The sequence below is a fragment of the Legionella sp. genome (assembly GCF_965140895.1).
Classification (GTDB): domain Bacteria; phylum Pseudomonadota; class Gammaproteobacteria; order Legionellales; family Legionellaceae; genus Legionella.
This window is the reverse complement of sequence record NZ_CBCSKT010000118.1, coordinates 1-13565: the sequence shown is the minus strand read 5'-3', so window position 1 is coordinate 13565 and position 13565 is coordinate 1. Positions and strand designations below refer to the sequence as shown.

Sequence of the window (13565 nt, the reverse complement as noted above, 5' to 3'; positions counted from 1 at the left end):
AGAAGAAATGTATTAATTTACACTGGGTTAGGGAAGGGGGAGTACCAAAAGAAGTGGTTCCGTTGCTTCAAACTCTATGCCCCTGCCCTTTGATTTTATTACCGTAAGTTATCAGCAATAGATTTTGCAAAATTTTTAAGCGGCTCAACAATATCATGCTCTTTTTTTTCACAATTTCGGCTAAAGAAAACCGATCTATTGATTGAAAATAGAGATAGCTCCGGAATCACTTCTTTTTCTGCAGAATCAAGAAAAACCACTTTATTGATAGCTGAAAGAATAGGTTTCCAAGCTTTTTGTTGTTTTGAGGACATTTTATGGAATTCATCGATACTGATATAAAGTGTTTGTAAGTGGGTTAATGAATCGTTCAAATTATGAATATCTTCAATAGCCAATTGCGCGATGTCATTATCGCTAATATTTAAAGAGGCAATAGTTTTAGGTAATTTTCTAATTGCATTAATTTTACTGCCTAGATTATTGTTGCTTATATCAAGATGCTCTAAGTTTATTGGGAAAGCCGAACATAGGGCTTCTAATTCTTCTTCGCTCTTTTTATCCAATTTGTTGTAACTCATCTTTAATGATTTTAAACCTGTAAGTCCAGTAACTGCTTTGTTGAGCTGTTTATTATCATTAAAGCCCAAATGGTTAGAGCTTAGATCTAATGAAGTTACCTGAGTTGACGCAAAACTTTTTAATCCAATATCTAGCCTGTTTTGCAGATTAAGATCATTAAAACTTAAGTCTACATGAGTAGCATACTTTAATGAGGAGAAAACAAGCACTGCATCTTCCCCTGATTTTTTTCCTAAACTATTTCCACGTAAAGTTACAAATTTTATTTGGTTATTCAAGTGACTCAATGCTCGTTGTAATTCGCAATTTGGTCTTTTATCAAAATTATTCCATCCCAAGTCAAGACGCGTTGTGTTTTTGTCTATTTGAAAAATAGAGCGCATTAACATATCGCTATTTTCATTAGTCAATCCAGAGAGGACGGTTTCTCCACTACTAGCATTAAAATAAAGCATATTGAGTTCCCCTATAAAGGCTATTTACAGTTATAAGTGTCCACAGGATAATACCAAAATGGTCAAATTGATTTGATTTGGATCAATGATTTTTTTGTTGAAAACATTATAACGCTGATAGAATTGAGAAAACGAAGATCTTTAGCGGTATCCAAATCACCGTTTTTACTAAAATAAAAAACCTGAATCCAAAACTTCGGTGCCGAATGAATCTACCTGTTTGTAACATTGTAATGGAAGCTTGTGGTAGTGCAAATTACTGGTCACGTAAATTTATATCCTATGGTCATGAGGTATCACAAATTAGCCCTCAACATGTGAAACCATTCGTCCAAGGGAATAAGAATGATAAAAATGATGCACGGGCGATTGTAATCGCCTCTCAACAAGATGGTATGAGCACTGTGCCCATTAAACCAGTTGAGCAACAAGAGATTCAAATGCTTCATCGTTATAGAGACAGTTTAGAGCAAGAGAGAACAGCGTTATCTAATCGAATACGGGGATATTTACGTGAAATGGGACTGTTTTTGCCTCAAGGATTGCCTCAAGTCCGGATATACGAATGCAAATACTTCACTTTTCACGAGCGTTTACTTGCAAAAACGGATGAGTCCATATACGAGGTAGCTACACGCTTAGGTAGTAGGAATTACTAATTCAGCAGCAGCATGCCCGGGGCTGCCCTATGGATAATATTCTATTAATTGATTTGAAATAGCTATTTCATAACCAACATTCCAAGAAAAAACTCTAAAACCAAACATATTTGAACTCCTGTGAACGTTTACATAACGTTAACTAGTGAACGAATCTACATCGTCAGCATCAGGCTGATCTTCCAAGTGACGAATACGCCTTGCCTCAATAACCAAAACTTTGAAATAATCGTAAGACATATAAAAATCGCCTTTGTCACCTTCTGATGTACCCCATGAATTACGTAATGTGAGTAATCCTTTATGTTCGTGGCCTTGATCATCCAGAGCAACGGCGTCATCATCATATCCAGTGATAATCATTTCATGGGCACCAAATTCGTGATGAATATAAAGCTCACGTGCTATTTCAGGTGTTAATATCCATGAATCATAATGGCTATTATGAGAGCCTACTGCACCAATAATGTTCGGCTCAAAATCCACTAATAAAACACCAAAGATAACTCTATCCTGTTCTTTTAATGCTTTTTTTACCTCGTTTAAAATGATATTGGTATCTACCCTATTGAATGCCGTGGTTATATCTAAAATTGGTAACCAATCGACGACTTGATTAATTGGTTCGCTAAGTTTGTGATATTCTTCAGGGGTAATAAATGAAGTAGGTGCATCTCCAAATTGTTTAGGATAATTGTTTAAACCACCACAACCAAATGCTTCCTGAGCGGTTTTGCTGACCACTCCAAATGCATTCATCTGGTTTAATACATTTCGCCCATTAGAACCATTCCAACCACTTGGATTATAACCATTGCTCTCAAGGTAGTTTCCTAATTGTAATTGGCATAATTGGCTAATATAATCACCTTTCCCCAATACGGCATCTATTGCTGCTGTAATGGAAAATGTAACGCAAGTCCCAAAAGAGCCTTGATCCAATACCGGTACATCATTCATGCCTAGTTCTATTTTTTTCGGTAAACTGGATGAAGATGAAAAACGATTTTTAGATGAAGTTATCTGACGGCGTGCTCTGTTAGCGAGCGCACGTTCTGCGGGCTTGCTTAATTCTACTTTTAATAATTTGATAGAACGATAAGTCTTTGCTGCAGCAGGATTTTGTAGTGTTTTGGTGTTTTTAGCTACGGTTATATATTTGTCTATGGTACCTACTATTTTAACGTCTTGAGCATACAGTGAGGTGTTTATTGTTAATGCAATTAATAACATCCTAGTCATGTGCATAAATCATTCTCCCAAAAACATAAGATGCATAAATAAGGATGGGAATTATACCTGTAGGCAAAAAAAAATCTACTAGGACATTAAAAGGATCGTTCGCTAGGTATGTAATTTTTAACACGCTGTCATTCCCGATAAGGAGAGAAACCATCCATAAAATTAGCACGATGGCTAATTTGCTGGCTCTGTCGAAAATACTATGAAAGGCTGAAAGGTGTTCTAATTTCGGACGAGACTATGCTGCGAGCTCGTAAAATTGCGTCCCTAAGGTATTTAAAAATGGCCGTGAAGTATCCGCATGGCTTGGGTTAACTCCAAAACAACATTCCAGTGGGCATAGAGTCCGATTAGGCGGCATTAGGTTACCTCAGAACGTTACTAATCCATGGGGCACGCACTGTGACACGCTACTGTGATAATAAAACCGATACGAAGAGCCAATCGGTTGCTCGCAAAAAGCTTCAGCATGGGGCCAATAAAGCAGCGGTCGCTTTAGCCAATAAAAATGCACGAATCATCAGGGCTATCATGACAACCGGTGCGTGTTATCAGCCGGAACTCGCGTGTGCTGCATAAAACACAACAAGAATAAAAACTGTGTTACTACCGTCTGGAGTGTGCTTAAGGTAAAACAATAAGTGATAGCAAAACAGGTAAGACCTGCTCTTTCAAAACCTAACATCGTCAGGGGTTCTAGAAACCGATAAGTTGATGAGGAGAAAGAGCGCAGAGACTATCAGGGCTCATGTGCTGACAAGGCACTGAAACAAGAAGCCGTATACATGGCTGCATCTCTATCTCGTTTTCTAACAATTTATTGAATTTCTTCTTGCATCCAGCGCTGGGTCCATACATGACGATGCCCGTATTTATTATAAATAATATGACTAATCTTTTACGCAAGCAAAAGATAGAATCATAAGTACATTACTTCAAGCTAAGCTAAAATTTCGCAATTGATAGTTTGATAATCGAATAAAAAACTATGTCCAGTGACATGGTTTTTTATTCGCAAAAATAGATTAAATATTTAATGGGGAACCGATTAACTCTTCTACCGAACCTTGTAACTCAATAACTTTATTAATGGAGTCGGTATTAATTTTTGTAGAGAAGAAAAATTGACGGTTAAGTGCATAATTAATAGAGCCTGCAACCACATAAGCAGCACCAACTGTCGCAATACTCAGTACTGCCAGTACAGCAAGGCTAGCATAACTTAAAATTTGTTTTAAGTAACCGCGATGATTTTGAAGCTCAGATCCGTTTGCTTCCCTGATTGCATTCTCTGCCGCAGCTTTAAACGCTTCCTTATTATTATCCTGGAAATAAGTTTGCGCCGCATTATAAAGAGAATTATGTAATTTACCGGAGGCCATAGCAGCACTCGAATAACTGTGATAAGAATCGCTTTGCGTAGTAAATACATCGTATTCGTTATAAAGATAAAGCTCATTTGCAGTTTGAGCTAATGCTTTAGCTTTATTAGAAATTGCGTTCAACATGTAATTAAATTTGTCTCTCGCTAACCGTTCTTCCTCAGACACAGTAGGTATTACAGTGCCCTCAATAATACTATCTTGATGTGCAAGAGGAAGCGAATCAGTAGAACGAGCTTTTCGGTTCTTTAGTTCCTTAGGCTTTGCATCAATAGCCACGTGAATTGAGTGATTGTGTCCATCTTTATAATCTGTTGCTGCTTGATGAGATAGCTCTTTTACAGTTTGTTGATAGTTTTCATCAATAAATCCTGTTCCCTTGATCTCGTTCATCAATGTAATCTCGCCTCCAGCATAGTGGTTTAGGCGTAAGGTCACATTTGCAGGTATTAAACCATGATGCGTAGTATAAAAGTCTCTTAATTGCTCAAGAATATCGTGATTTACTCTTGCTCTATTACCGCGATCATCATAAAAATCCAGAATAATGGGCTCATTAGGATGTTGATTAGCTATTTTATGGATTTGTGCATAGATAAGCGTTGCTTTAGTCTCATCAAACATCCAATCATGATGTTCCATCTCATGCTTTTGGCTACTTGTTGCCCGACTATAAGAGGTTCCTATTGGCAAATCACCAAAAATATCGGCCAGAAGGAATGTATCTAGCTTTGTATTGAGATGATCGCTTACTGTTTTTATTGCAGGAAAACAAGAACCCTTTCCCCAAGAGTTAGCTACATCAACGTTATAGGATTGTCTATTGGAACCAACTATACTATAAACGGTAGTAAACTCTTTATTTTCCTTTCTAATGGTTTCTAAAAATGCCTCATTACTTTTGACAACATCTTTATTATCTGAATTAATATATCCTCTATGGAAGAGACAGCCATCAAAATCAAAAGAAAGGACTCTAATCGTCATATATACACCTGTTGGTTGATTTTAAGAATTTCTGCCATTATATTTAACAAATATTAAGGTAATATTAACAGGAAAAAGATTTCAGGTTGAGCTTTGCACAGGACAAAAATTATAAGATAAGTTCCTGTTGAGAATAAGTATTGAAAAATATGATTAATGTTTTTTTAAATTGAGATATTTTTTTATAGGGATATACATGGTTCAGCTCTCCAAGGCGCGAAGCCATATATGCTATAAATTTTTTAATTGTGAAATCTGTATAGTTATACTGTACCTGGCGAAAACAGAAGGCAAGTCTCCTGGATTCAATTTTTTAATGCAACTTTTGTATCTAATTTTTGATTTGAGTATCAAACTGTAACTGAATGAAAATATTTATCTTTTTTGAATCAAACATTTTTGTCAGTTCTTCCCCAGGCCCTCGAATAAATTATCAAAGGTGTTTTTTCATATTTGTATCCCATCTTTCATGGATAGCTAACTGAAAGATGGAGGATAATTATGTTTATTAAGGCGTGTTAGTTTTATTTACTTCTTCAATAATATCATGCATATCTTTGTCACTTAAGCCAGTGGATTTTGGGATGAAGCGAATTATTTCTCCTGTAATTTCCGGTGGTAAACTAGAGAATAATGAGTTATTGGTGTTTCTTAATACATACATTACCCTGGCATTTGTCTTAACTTCTTTAATGTCTTGTTGAATAGCTTTTTTAAGCTTATTAACAGCATCAATCGCTTCATCTCTGCTAGAACAACCAAATATTTCTGCATATTGGGGGAAAAATGGTTTAATTTTTTCCAAATCCTTTGTATTCTTAAAAATCCGTTCAAATTCTTTCACATCAAACTGATATAGAATTAGGTGCATGAGTGGCTGTGTTAAGCTTGGATAATCATTTATTGTACATATAAACTCATCTGTGTTTTTTATAAACATCTTGAATTCTTCAGGATCTTCTAAGAATTTTAGCATTTCTTTTTGGATTAGTCGTTCAAAACGAGCAGGACTATTTAGTGTATACGCTGTAATCTGTTCTTTATATTCAGGAAAATGTTCGATTGTTTTTGCGAGCTCGTCATGACTCGTGATCAATCGTTCAAACTCATCTGGGCTATCTAATACCTGTTTAATCAGGTCGCTTGCTAATGCCGGGTAATTTGTTACCGCGTTTATAAGGTCAGAATTAGTTAGAATAAGCTTGTTAAATTCGTTTACATTTGTTATTAATTCTTGTCGTATCTCAAAGAATCTCATAGTTTGCCTCAAAGGAATGGTTTTGCTTTATTTTATCACGTTTGGATAAATAAAAAACATGTAGGGTTAAAATAAAACCATTTTCTCAACTAACTTAGTTGGAGTTGTAAGCAGGAACCTCAGAAATGTCTGAGAAAGTTAACTAATAGTTGTTTCTTTTAAAAACAAACTCGAAACAGGGTAATACCATCGTAATAATCGTCTGGAAGCAGATTATGGAAAGCTTAAACGGCTCATTAATCCGGTAAGGGAATTCCAGTCTATGAGGACGGTTTACGCTACACATAAACTTTATTGCCCCTTTAGGTTTTTATACCCTGATTATTTGCGCAATTGGGATTTATTTCATTTGCCGTACAAAAAAGAACAACAAAAATCATATAAAAACCCAAAAGAACCTGTTAGTACTCCAATAATAGGCGTCGAAAAGCTGGGCAAGATAAGCGAAGTTAGCTAATCAGTAAACTGGTCAACTCCCTTCACAAAGCTTATTCGCTCCTTCGGTGCTCAATGCATATCTTGGTCAACTGAGATGTTTTCAGCCATTCATATAGAGTAACGAAAGGATAGAGTTATTAAGTTGACGTTTTTTAAGCGATTCTTGAGTGTTTTTGGGTGTTTTTTTTAAAAAAACGGTCAAAATAGCTGCTTACCACACGAGTTATCTGCCTTGCTTTTGGGTGGATTTGAATGACATGTTCGTTAACTGTTACAAGGCCATCTTGGACTAAACCATCTAACAATTTAAGCTCATCATTAAAATAATTAAGCGGATAATTAAACAACGCACACTGTTCTTTGAGATCGACTTTCAAGTAACACATAATCTCATCAATAATCTTTTTTCTTAATTGATCTTCAATGGAAACTTCTATGCCGCGCACAATGGGTAATAGATGATTAAGGAGGTCACTTTTATACTGTTTTAGATCGGAAGTATTTTGTGCATATCCGTTGCGTAATTGACTGATTGATGAAACTCCAAGACCAATGAGATGCGGGGCATTCTCAACACTGTACCCTTGAAAATTTCGTTTTAGTGTTTTTGCATTTAATGCACGGGTCATCGTGTCAGTGGGTTTAGCGAAATGATCTAGACCAATAGGTAAATACCCTCTTTGCTTTAGTTTTTCAGATGCGGTGACGAACATTTCTATTCGTGTGGCGTTATTCGGAAGATCATCCTCTCGAATTAGTTGCATGTGCTTTTTCATCCAATGGACATGGGCATAGGCAAAAAGGGCGATTCGATTTGGATTCAACAGAAAGACTGCATCTATATTGTTTTTAATACTTTCAATAGTTTGTTTGGGCAATCCATAAATCAAATCAAGGTTTATGTTGTTAATCTCATACTGTTTAAAAAGATTAACGCAGGATTGAACTAATTCGAACGATTGCACTCGATTGATTGCTTGCTGAACCTCAAGATTAAAATCTTGTGCGCCAATACTCACTCGAGTTACCCTTGCAGTAGCATAGGCTTTTATTTTTTCTTCATCGATAGTACGCGGGTCGACTTCCATGGCTATTTCGACATGAGGAGATACATTAAATAAATTGTGAATGGTGTGCATCAAATCTAAAAAAAGTTGAGGCGGTAATATCGTCGGTGAGCCACCACCAAAATGAATATGTGTTACTCTATTGCTAGTTAAGAGTGCCGCAACTAAAGCTATTTCTTGCTTTAATAGTTTAATATATGCCTCAAGAGGGGCTTCTTTATTTGTAACTTTAGTAGCGCATCCGCAATACCAACATAATTGCCGGCAAAATGGAATATGAATGTAAAGAGACACGGTGTCCTGCGATGGTAGCGCTCTCAGCCATTGTGAATAAATTGTACTGTTAATCTCCGGAGAAAAGTGAGGGGCTGTTGGGTAGCTCGTGTATCTTGGAATCTGACCTTCATAATTTAGTATTAATTGCTCAGAAACATCATTTGAATACATGCAATCACCTTTGAAATAAGGGTGCCGAGGGCACTGCCATTAAGTTAAGCCAGAATTTATCATCCCCGCACAGGCGGGAATGATAAATCCTTTTGTTCGTATTTATTCATCCATCTATTCTTATAGGTCATGAGTTCTTTTGATCTCTTAACTCCAACCACATTGCATTTAGTATTGCAAAGGAACAGGCGAGTCCCGTTCCAAGAATCCAAGAGAAATACCACATTATCTTCTCCTTAGTGTTAATATGAAGCATGTTGTTCTGTAACGGTTTTTTCAGTGACCTTGCCTCGAAGGACTCGATAAACCCATGCAGTGTATGCCAGAATAATAGGCAGAAAAATTACTGTCGCAATCAGCATAATAAATAAAGTCAGTTGACTGGAAGAACTATCCCACACCGTTAAGCTGTGTTTGGGGTGTGTAGATGAGGGAAGAATGAATGGAAACATACTTACCCCTACGGTTGCGATTAATGAGCCCACACTCAAACTACTTAATATAAACGCGATAAATGTTTTATTGGTTAATAGAATAGCAAGCCATGCGCAGACAATACTCAAAAAAGGCACTAATAAAGTAATCGGTGCCGCTTTATAATTAGCGAACCAAGCGCCAACTTGGATACCAACGTCTTTATATAGGGGGTTTGATGGACCATCGTGAGGCATTACACTTTTCAAGGCATAGCTATCGAGAGCATTAGTCCAAAAACCCATGATGATAAATAAGATAGTCATCAATAAGGCGGTATAACGCGCACTTTTTTTCGCTTTTTGTTGCAAAGCTCCTTCGGTTTTTATCTGGATAAAAAATGCTCCATGCATTGCAAGCATTAACACAGAAAGTACGCCACAGCAGAGCGCGTAAGGGTTAAGTAACTGTAAAAAGGTACCGGTATACATTGCTCTCAAGCTGTCGTCATAATTAAAGGGGACGCCTTGGAGGACATTGCCTACGGCTACTCCGAAAATTAGTGCGGGCACAAATCCGCCAATAAAAAGTAGCCAATCCCAAGTGGATCTCCACGTAGGATTATCCAGTTTAGAGCGATATTTAAATCCAACAGGTCTTAAAATCAAAGATAATAAAACAACTAACATGGCCAAATAAAATCCCGAAAAAGATAAAGCGTAAAGATCGGGCCATGCTGCAAAAATTGCTCCACCACCTAGAATAAACCAGACTTGATTCCCTTCCCAAGTAGGACCTATCGCGTTAATTAAAATACGACGCTCGATATCCGTTTTAGCAAGCCAGGGTAACCACATGGCAACACCTAGGTCAAAACCATCCATAATCGCAAAGCCAATTAATAAAATGCCTAGTAATAGCCACCAGATTATTCTTAAGGTTTCATAATCTAAAATCATGTTACACTCCGTAATGAATGTCTTCATTAATAAGGTTTGGTAAGGTTCTACTCAATAATCATTCTGTCTGGACCAAGCCGAATGTATTTAACCATTAGGTACAGCTCCACTACGGCCAGGATAGTATAAAACAATACAAATCCAGTTAATGAGGTCAGGACCTGACCTGTTGATAAACTGGACGCTCCCATAAAGGTCGGTAAAACTCCTTGGACCACCCAGGGTTGTCGTCCGTACTCAGCAACTACCCAACCTAGTTCCGCTGCAATCCATGGAAGTGGTAAAGAATAAAATGCCATCCGGTGATACCAGCGTGTTGTGTGTAGTTTGTTTTTAGCAGCAAGATAAAAACCTAAGGCAAACAGCAGGATAAAATAGAAACCACAGGCAACCATAATTCTGAATGAGAAAAAGAGTGGCGCCACTTTAGGTTTTAAGTCATTAGCGGCTTGAGTTATTTGTTCCTCAGTTGCTTCATTGATATTGGATGCGTATTTTTTAAGTAAGAGGGCATAGCCTAAATTTTTAACATGGCTTTGTAAGTGCTCTTTCGCATCCTTATTATCAGGATCATTTTGCAACGTGTTTAATGCCTTGTAGGCGAGCAAGCCATCTTTGATTCTGGTTTTGCCATCTTCAATTAATTCATTAATACCCAGTAAAGGTGTGTTGAGGGAACGGGTCGCGATAATGCCTAGTGCATACGGAATTTTAATCGCGTATTTTGTCGTTCGTGTTTGTTCATCAGGAATGCCAAAAAGAGTTAAACTAGCAGGTGCCTTCTCCGTTTCCCACATGGACTCCATAGCCGCAACTTTCATTTTCTGATCATCATTGGCTAGATAGCCACTCTCATCGCCAAGAACAACGACGGATAACGCTGCCGCCAAGCCAAAAGAGGTCGCAACCGTCATGGAACGTTTTGCAAAATCTTTGTTGCGATTTCTCAGCATAAAATAGGCGCTAACTGAGAGAACAAACATCGAGCCGGTAACGTATCCTGCACTAATGGTATGCACAAATTTTGCTTGAGCCACTGGATTAAATAAAATATCGAAAAAGCTGCTGACTTCCATGCGCATTGTTTGATAATCAAAATAGGCACCTACAGGATTTTGCATCCAGCCATTTGCGATTAAAATCCATAGTGCCGATAAATTAGTACCTAAAGCCAGTAGCCAAGTACAAACCAAATGTTGCAGTTTGGATAAACGTTCCCATCCAAAGAAAAATAACCCGACAAACGTCGCTTCTAGAAAGAACGCCATCAAGCCTTCAATAGCCAATGGAGCACCAAATACATCGCCCACGTATCGAGAATAGTAGGACCAGTTTGTGCCAAACTCAAACTCCATCGTTAAGCCAGTTGCCACACCTAGAACGAAGTTAATCCCGAACAAGACGCCCCAATATTTAACCATCATTCGCCAAATCTCTTTACCGGTCATGACGTAAACGGTTTCCATTATTGCTAAAAGAACCGAAAATCCTAGGGTCAGAGGAACAAATAAGAAATGGTACAATGCAGTTAATGCAAACTGTAATCGAGATAGGTCAACTACCTCTGTTGCTGGAATCATTTAAACACCTCTTGTTTCTTGATAAGAACGGACTTTTCTTGTGAGCCGAGTAACCAACTACTCCCTTTTTCAAGTTGAGGATGCATGGTTCGAACACAAACCCACCACAACAAAAATAGAAGTAGTAATTTGATGACTAATGTCAAAGAGATATCGCGTGTAATCGGTTTGATGACGAGTGCTCCGAAATATTGGCTATCAGTTACTAAATACAAGGCTACTTCAATTAACTAAATCGATAACCCATACCTAAACCAACTACCCAAGGGTTAATGTTCACCTTGGTGTTCAGCTGAGCAATAGGTGTGTATACTTTTACATTGGAGTTGATCCAGATTTTTTTTACATCGGCATTAATGAACACATGCTCAGTAATTGCAAAATCAGCACCTACTTGTAATGCTGGACCAACACTCGAACCATAATGAATTTTGTTTGCTACGGGGCCACTATTAACATTAAAGAAATGAGTGTAGTTAATCCCTGCACCTGCATAGGGTTTGATATGAGGGCTAAGTTCAAAATGATATTGTGCCGTTAAGGTAGGGGGTAACACGCTTACTTTACCTAAATTAACCTTACCTAAAACCGTATTGGTCGCTTCAACACTATGTCGTGAAGTTGCTAAAATAAGCTCGGCGGCAATATGAGGCGTAACGAAGTAACTAAAATCCAACTCAGGGACTATTTCATTACTAATTCGAGTTACTTTACCTCCAATGATGCTAATGGTAGAGCTTGATTCACTAGGTAATACGCCAATGCCGCGTATTCGAACGAGCCAGGGTGAATCGGCCATTGCTGGTATCGCGATTGAGAGTAAGGCTCCAGCAACTAAAGTATTGGTTAATTTCTTCATTTTGTTCTCACTTCTGATTTTTATAAGCTAAAAGAATTTTTTTTTTGTTATGTTTTGGCTTTTGCTCACCTCAGTGATCTTTATTAGTTTTGTTTCATTTTATATGCAGCATTCCTATAAATACCCTGATATACATCATGGAAAAATGTAAAAAGTCTTAAAAACAAGCTAAACTATACAAATTAGAAATTTACGGCATCCTGATGTACACAAAAGATACTCAATCCTGCTCGTACTGTGGATTCTCGCCTTTTTGCACGCAAGAGGAGGCTAATTCGCGATGGGTAAATCAAATTAATGCCGCGGTAACCCAACAGCATGTTCTTAAAAAAAAGCAGTTTTTGTATTTTCCCCACACTACGTTCCATAGTTTGTATGCGATTAAATCAGGCTGTTTAAAGACCTACGAAGTTGATAAAGAAGGGAATGAATTACTTCGTGGCTTTTATTTTGCAGGTGAAGTCCTGGGTTTTGAGGCCATTGCGCATGGAAGCTATCTTTACTCAGCGGTCGCGCTTTCCGATGCGCTGGTTTGCGAGATTCCTTATACTCATTTTCTTGAGTTGTTGTGTTCTCATTCCAGTTTACAGAAGCAAATTTTGTATTTAATTAGCCAGCAATTAGCTATAGGTTCTTATTTAAATTTCGTAACCGCGGAGCAGCGTTTAGCCGCTTTTCTCATTGATTTGTCTAAACGATTAGCTGTATGTGAGCAACGCATAGAATTTCTTTTTCCAATGTCTCGTCAAGATATTGGAAATTACTTGGGATTAACTGCAGAAACAATTAGCCGCATTTTTACTCAATTTAAAAATAATAAAATTATTTCTATTGAACATAAGAAAATTCAGTTGCTTCAGCTAGAGCAACTTAAATCGATAGCGGGCATAGTGAATTGATGCTCTCGGATTACCGTGGCTTGATGGCTCTGTCGCATAAAGGATTTAATAATCGGGTGGAAAATGCCCATCAGCCTACATGCAGGAACGAAAAATGCCTTATTGGTTTCAAATCACCTGCTGGTGCACAAAACGTCTTGGCGCTCATGGGGAAAACCCGCTTTATTGATTTTGGTAAGGGAGAAAAATTAGCCACTACCATTCCATGGGGAGATGTCAGTACCGCATTTTATACAACGGGCATACCTAACATTGAAGTATATACCCATTCAACCTGAAGTTACTGGATTTATAGTCTGAAAATCATCATTAATGCGTCCCTGTAGCAACGGAGCTA

At 37.7% G+C, this 13565-nt stretch carries 14 protein-coding genes and 1 pseudogene; 5 read left to right on the top strand and 10 right to left on the bottom strand.

Translation table 11 applies throughout. The annotated features are described in order from the left end of the window. Positions 1-98: 98 nt before the first annotated feature. Entirely contained in the window at positions 99-1037 is a 939-nt protein-coding gene (locus tag ACQY7T_RS12260; protein WP_428413797.1) for a hypothetical protein, read from the bottom strand. Positions 1038-1243: 206 nt separating this feature from the next. Between ACQY7T_RS12260 and ACQY7T_RS12255 the strand changes: the two genes are divergently transcribed. Beyond that, the gene (locus ACQY7T_RS12255; RefSeq protein ID WP_428413796.1) at positions 1244-1696 is read left to right on the top strand and encodes an IS110 family transposase; all 453 of its coding nucleotides are present in this window, start codon (positions 1244-1246) and stop codon (positions 1694-1696) included. A gap of 138 nt (positions 1697-1834) precedes the next feature. Here ACQY7T_RS12255 and ACQY7T_RS12250 read toward each other — a convergent pair whose 3' ends face one another. Beyond that, the gene (locus ACQY7T_RS12250) at positions 1835-2938 is read right to left on the bottom strand and encodes a C1 family peptidase (RefSeq protein WP_428413795.1); all 1104 of its coding nucleotides are present in this window, start codon (positions 2936-2938) and stop codon (positions 1835-1837) included. A 281-nt stretch (positions 2939-3219) separates the two neighbouring features. Between ACQY7T_RS12250 and ACQY7T_RS12245 the strand changes: the two are divergent. Together ACQY7T_RS12245 and ACQY7T_RS12240 are read left to right on the top strand one after the other, a co-directional pair. Next, positions 3220-3357: pseudogene (locus ACQY7T_RS12245) on the top strand (transposase); the annotation flags it as partial. Further along, positions 3341-3517 carry a hypothetical protein gene (locus ACQY7T_RS12240; protein WP_428413794.1) on the top strand — a complete coding sequence of 59 codons (177 nt, stop codon included), beginning with the start codon at positions 3341-3343 and terminating at the stop codon, positions 3515-3517. The pseudogene ACQY7T_RS12245 and the gene ACQY7T_RS12240, both read left to right, overlap by 17 nt. Before the next feature lie 446 nt (positions 3518-3963). Here ACQY7T_RS12240 and ACQY7T_RS12235 read toward each other — a convergent pair whose 3' ends face one another. From ACQY7T_RS12235 to ACQY7T_RS12200, 8 genes are all read right to left on the bottom strand, one after another. Continuing rightward, positions 3964-5307 carry a hypothetical protein gene (locus tag ACQY7T_RS12235; protein WP_428413793.1) on the bottom strand — a complete coding sequence of 448 codons (1344 nt, stop codon included), beginning with the start codon at positions 5305-5307 and terminating at the stop codon, positions 3964-3966. A gap of 508 nt (positions 5308-5815) precedes the next feature. Then, positions 5816-6565 (bottom strand): hypothetical protein, encoded by a 750-nt coding sequence (locus tag ACQY7T_RS12230; RefSeq protein WP_428413792.1) that lies wholly within the window; start codon positions 6563-6565, stop codon positions 5816-5818. Positions 6566-7155: 590 nt separating this feature from the next. After that, positions 7156-8517: an oxygen-independent coproporphyrinogen III oxidase gene (gene hemN / locus ACQY7T_RS12225; RefSeq protein WP_428413791.1), complete on the bottom strand. Its 1362-nt coding sequence runs from the start codon at positions 8515-8517 to the stop codon at positions 7156-7158. A gap of 127 nt (positions 8518-8644) precedes the next feature. Beyond that, positions 8645-8743 (bottom strand): cytochrome bd-I oxidase subunit CydX, encoded by a 99-nt coding sequence (gene cydX / locus ACQY7T_RS12220; RefSeq protein ID WP_252582573.1) that lies wholly within the window; start codon positions 8741-8743, stop codon positions 8645-8647. A gap of 16 nt (positions 8744-8759) precedes the next feature. Continuing rightward, complete coding sequence (cydB, locus tag ACQY7T_RS12215; protein ID WP_428413790.1) at positions 8760-9890, bottom strand: cytochrome d ubiquinol oxidase subunit II; 1131 nt, start codon at positions 9888-9890, stop codon at positions 8760-8762. A 47-nt stretch (positions 9891-9937) separates the two neighbouring features. Beyond that, on the bottom strand, positions 9938-11470 hold the full coding sequence (locus tag ACQY7T_RS12210; protein WP_428413789.1) for a cytochrome ubiquinol oxidase subunit I: 1533 nt from the start codon (positions 11468-11470) through the stop codon (positions 9938-9940). Further along, positions 11467-11616, bottom strand: a complete 150-nt coding sequence (locus ACQY7T_RS12205) for a cytochrome oxidase putative small subunit CydP (protein ID WP_428413788.1) — start codon at positions 11614-11616, stop codon at positions 11467-11469. Before ACQY7T_RS12205 ends, ACQY7T_RS12210 begins: the two co-directional genes overlap by 4 nt. An 80-nt stretch (positions 11617-11696) precedes the next feature. Continuing rightward, positions 11697-12329 carry an OmpW/AlkL family protein gene (locus ACQY7T_RS12200; RefSeq protein ID WP_428413786.1) on the bottom strand — a complete coding sequence of 211 codons (633 nt, stop codon included), beginning with the start codon at positions 12327-12329 and terminating at the stop codon, positions 11697-11699. 203 nt (positions 12330-12532) lie between these two features. Here ACQY7T_RS12200 and ACQY7T_RS12195 point away from each other — a divergent pair, with 203 nt between their 5' ends. Together ACQY7T_RS12195 and ACQY7T_RS12190 are read left to right on the top strand one after the other, a co-directional pair. Next, positions 12533-13228 (top strand): helix-turn-helix domain-containing protein, encoded by a 696-nt coding sequence (locus tag ACQY7T_RS12195; protein WP_428413784.1) that lies wholly within the window; start codon positions 12533-12535, stop codon positions 13226-13228. Next, positions 13228-13506 carry a hypothetical protein gene (locus ACQY7T_RS12190; RefSeq protein WP_428413782.1) on the top strand — a complete coding sequence of 93 codons (279 nt, stop codon included), beginning with the start codon at positions 13228-13230 and terminating at the stop codon, positions 13504-13506. The genes ACQY7T_RS12195 and ACQY7T_RS12190 overlap by 1 nt, the downstream gene beginning before the upstream one ends. The last annotated feature ends 59 nt before the right edge of the window (positions 13507-13565 follow it).

Coding starts and splice junctions, on each gene's coding strand:
- ACQY7T_RS12260 (WP_428413797.1), bottom strand. CDS start 1,037: ATGCTTTATTTTAATGCTAGTAGTGGAGAAACCGTCCTCTCTGGATTG.
- ACQY7T_RS12255 (WP_428413796.1), top strand. CDS start 1,244: ATGAATCTACCTGTTTGTAACATTGTAATGGAAGCTTGTGGTAGTGCA.
- ACQY7T_RS12250 (WP_428413795.1), bottom strand. CDS start 2,938: ATGACTAGGATGTTATTAATTGCATTAACAATAAACACCTCACTGTAT.
- ACQY7T_RS12235 (WP_428413793.1), bottom strand. CDS start 5,307: ATGACGATTAGAGTCCTTTCTTTTGATTTTGATGGCTGTCTCTTCCAT.
- ACQY7T_RS12230 (WP_428413792.1), bottom strand. CDS start 6,565: ATGAGATTCTTTGAGATACGACAAGAATTAATAACAAATGTAAACGAA.
- hemN (WP_428413791.1), bottom strand. CDS start 8,517: ATGTATTCAAATGATGTTTCTGAGCAATTAATACTAAATTATGAAGGT.
- cydX (WP_252582573.1), bottom strand. CDS start 8,743: ATGTGGTATTTCTCTTGGATTCTTGGAACGGGACTCGCCTGTTCCTTT.
- cydB (WP_428413790.1), bottom strand. CDS start 9,890: ATGATTTTAGATTATGAAACCTTAAGAATAATCTGGTGGCTATTACTA.
- ACQY7T_RS12210 (WP_428413789.1), bottom strand. CDS start 11,470: ATGATTCCAGCAACAGAGGTAGTTGACCTATCTCGATTACAGTTTGCA.
- ACQY7T_RS12200 (WP_428413786.1), bottom strand. CDS start 12,329: ATGAAGAAATTAACCAATACTTTAGTTGCTGGAGCCTTACTCTCAATC.
- ACQY7T_RS12195 (WP_428413784.1), top strand. CDS start 12,533: ATGTACACAAAAGATACTCAATCCTGCTCGTACTGTGGATTCTCGCCT.
- ACQY7T_RS12190 (WP_428413782.1), top strand. CDS start 13,228: ATGCTCTCGGATTACCGTGGCTTGATGGCTCTGTCGCATAAAGGATTT.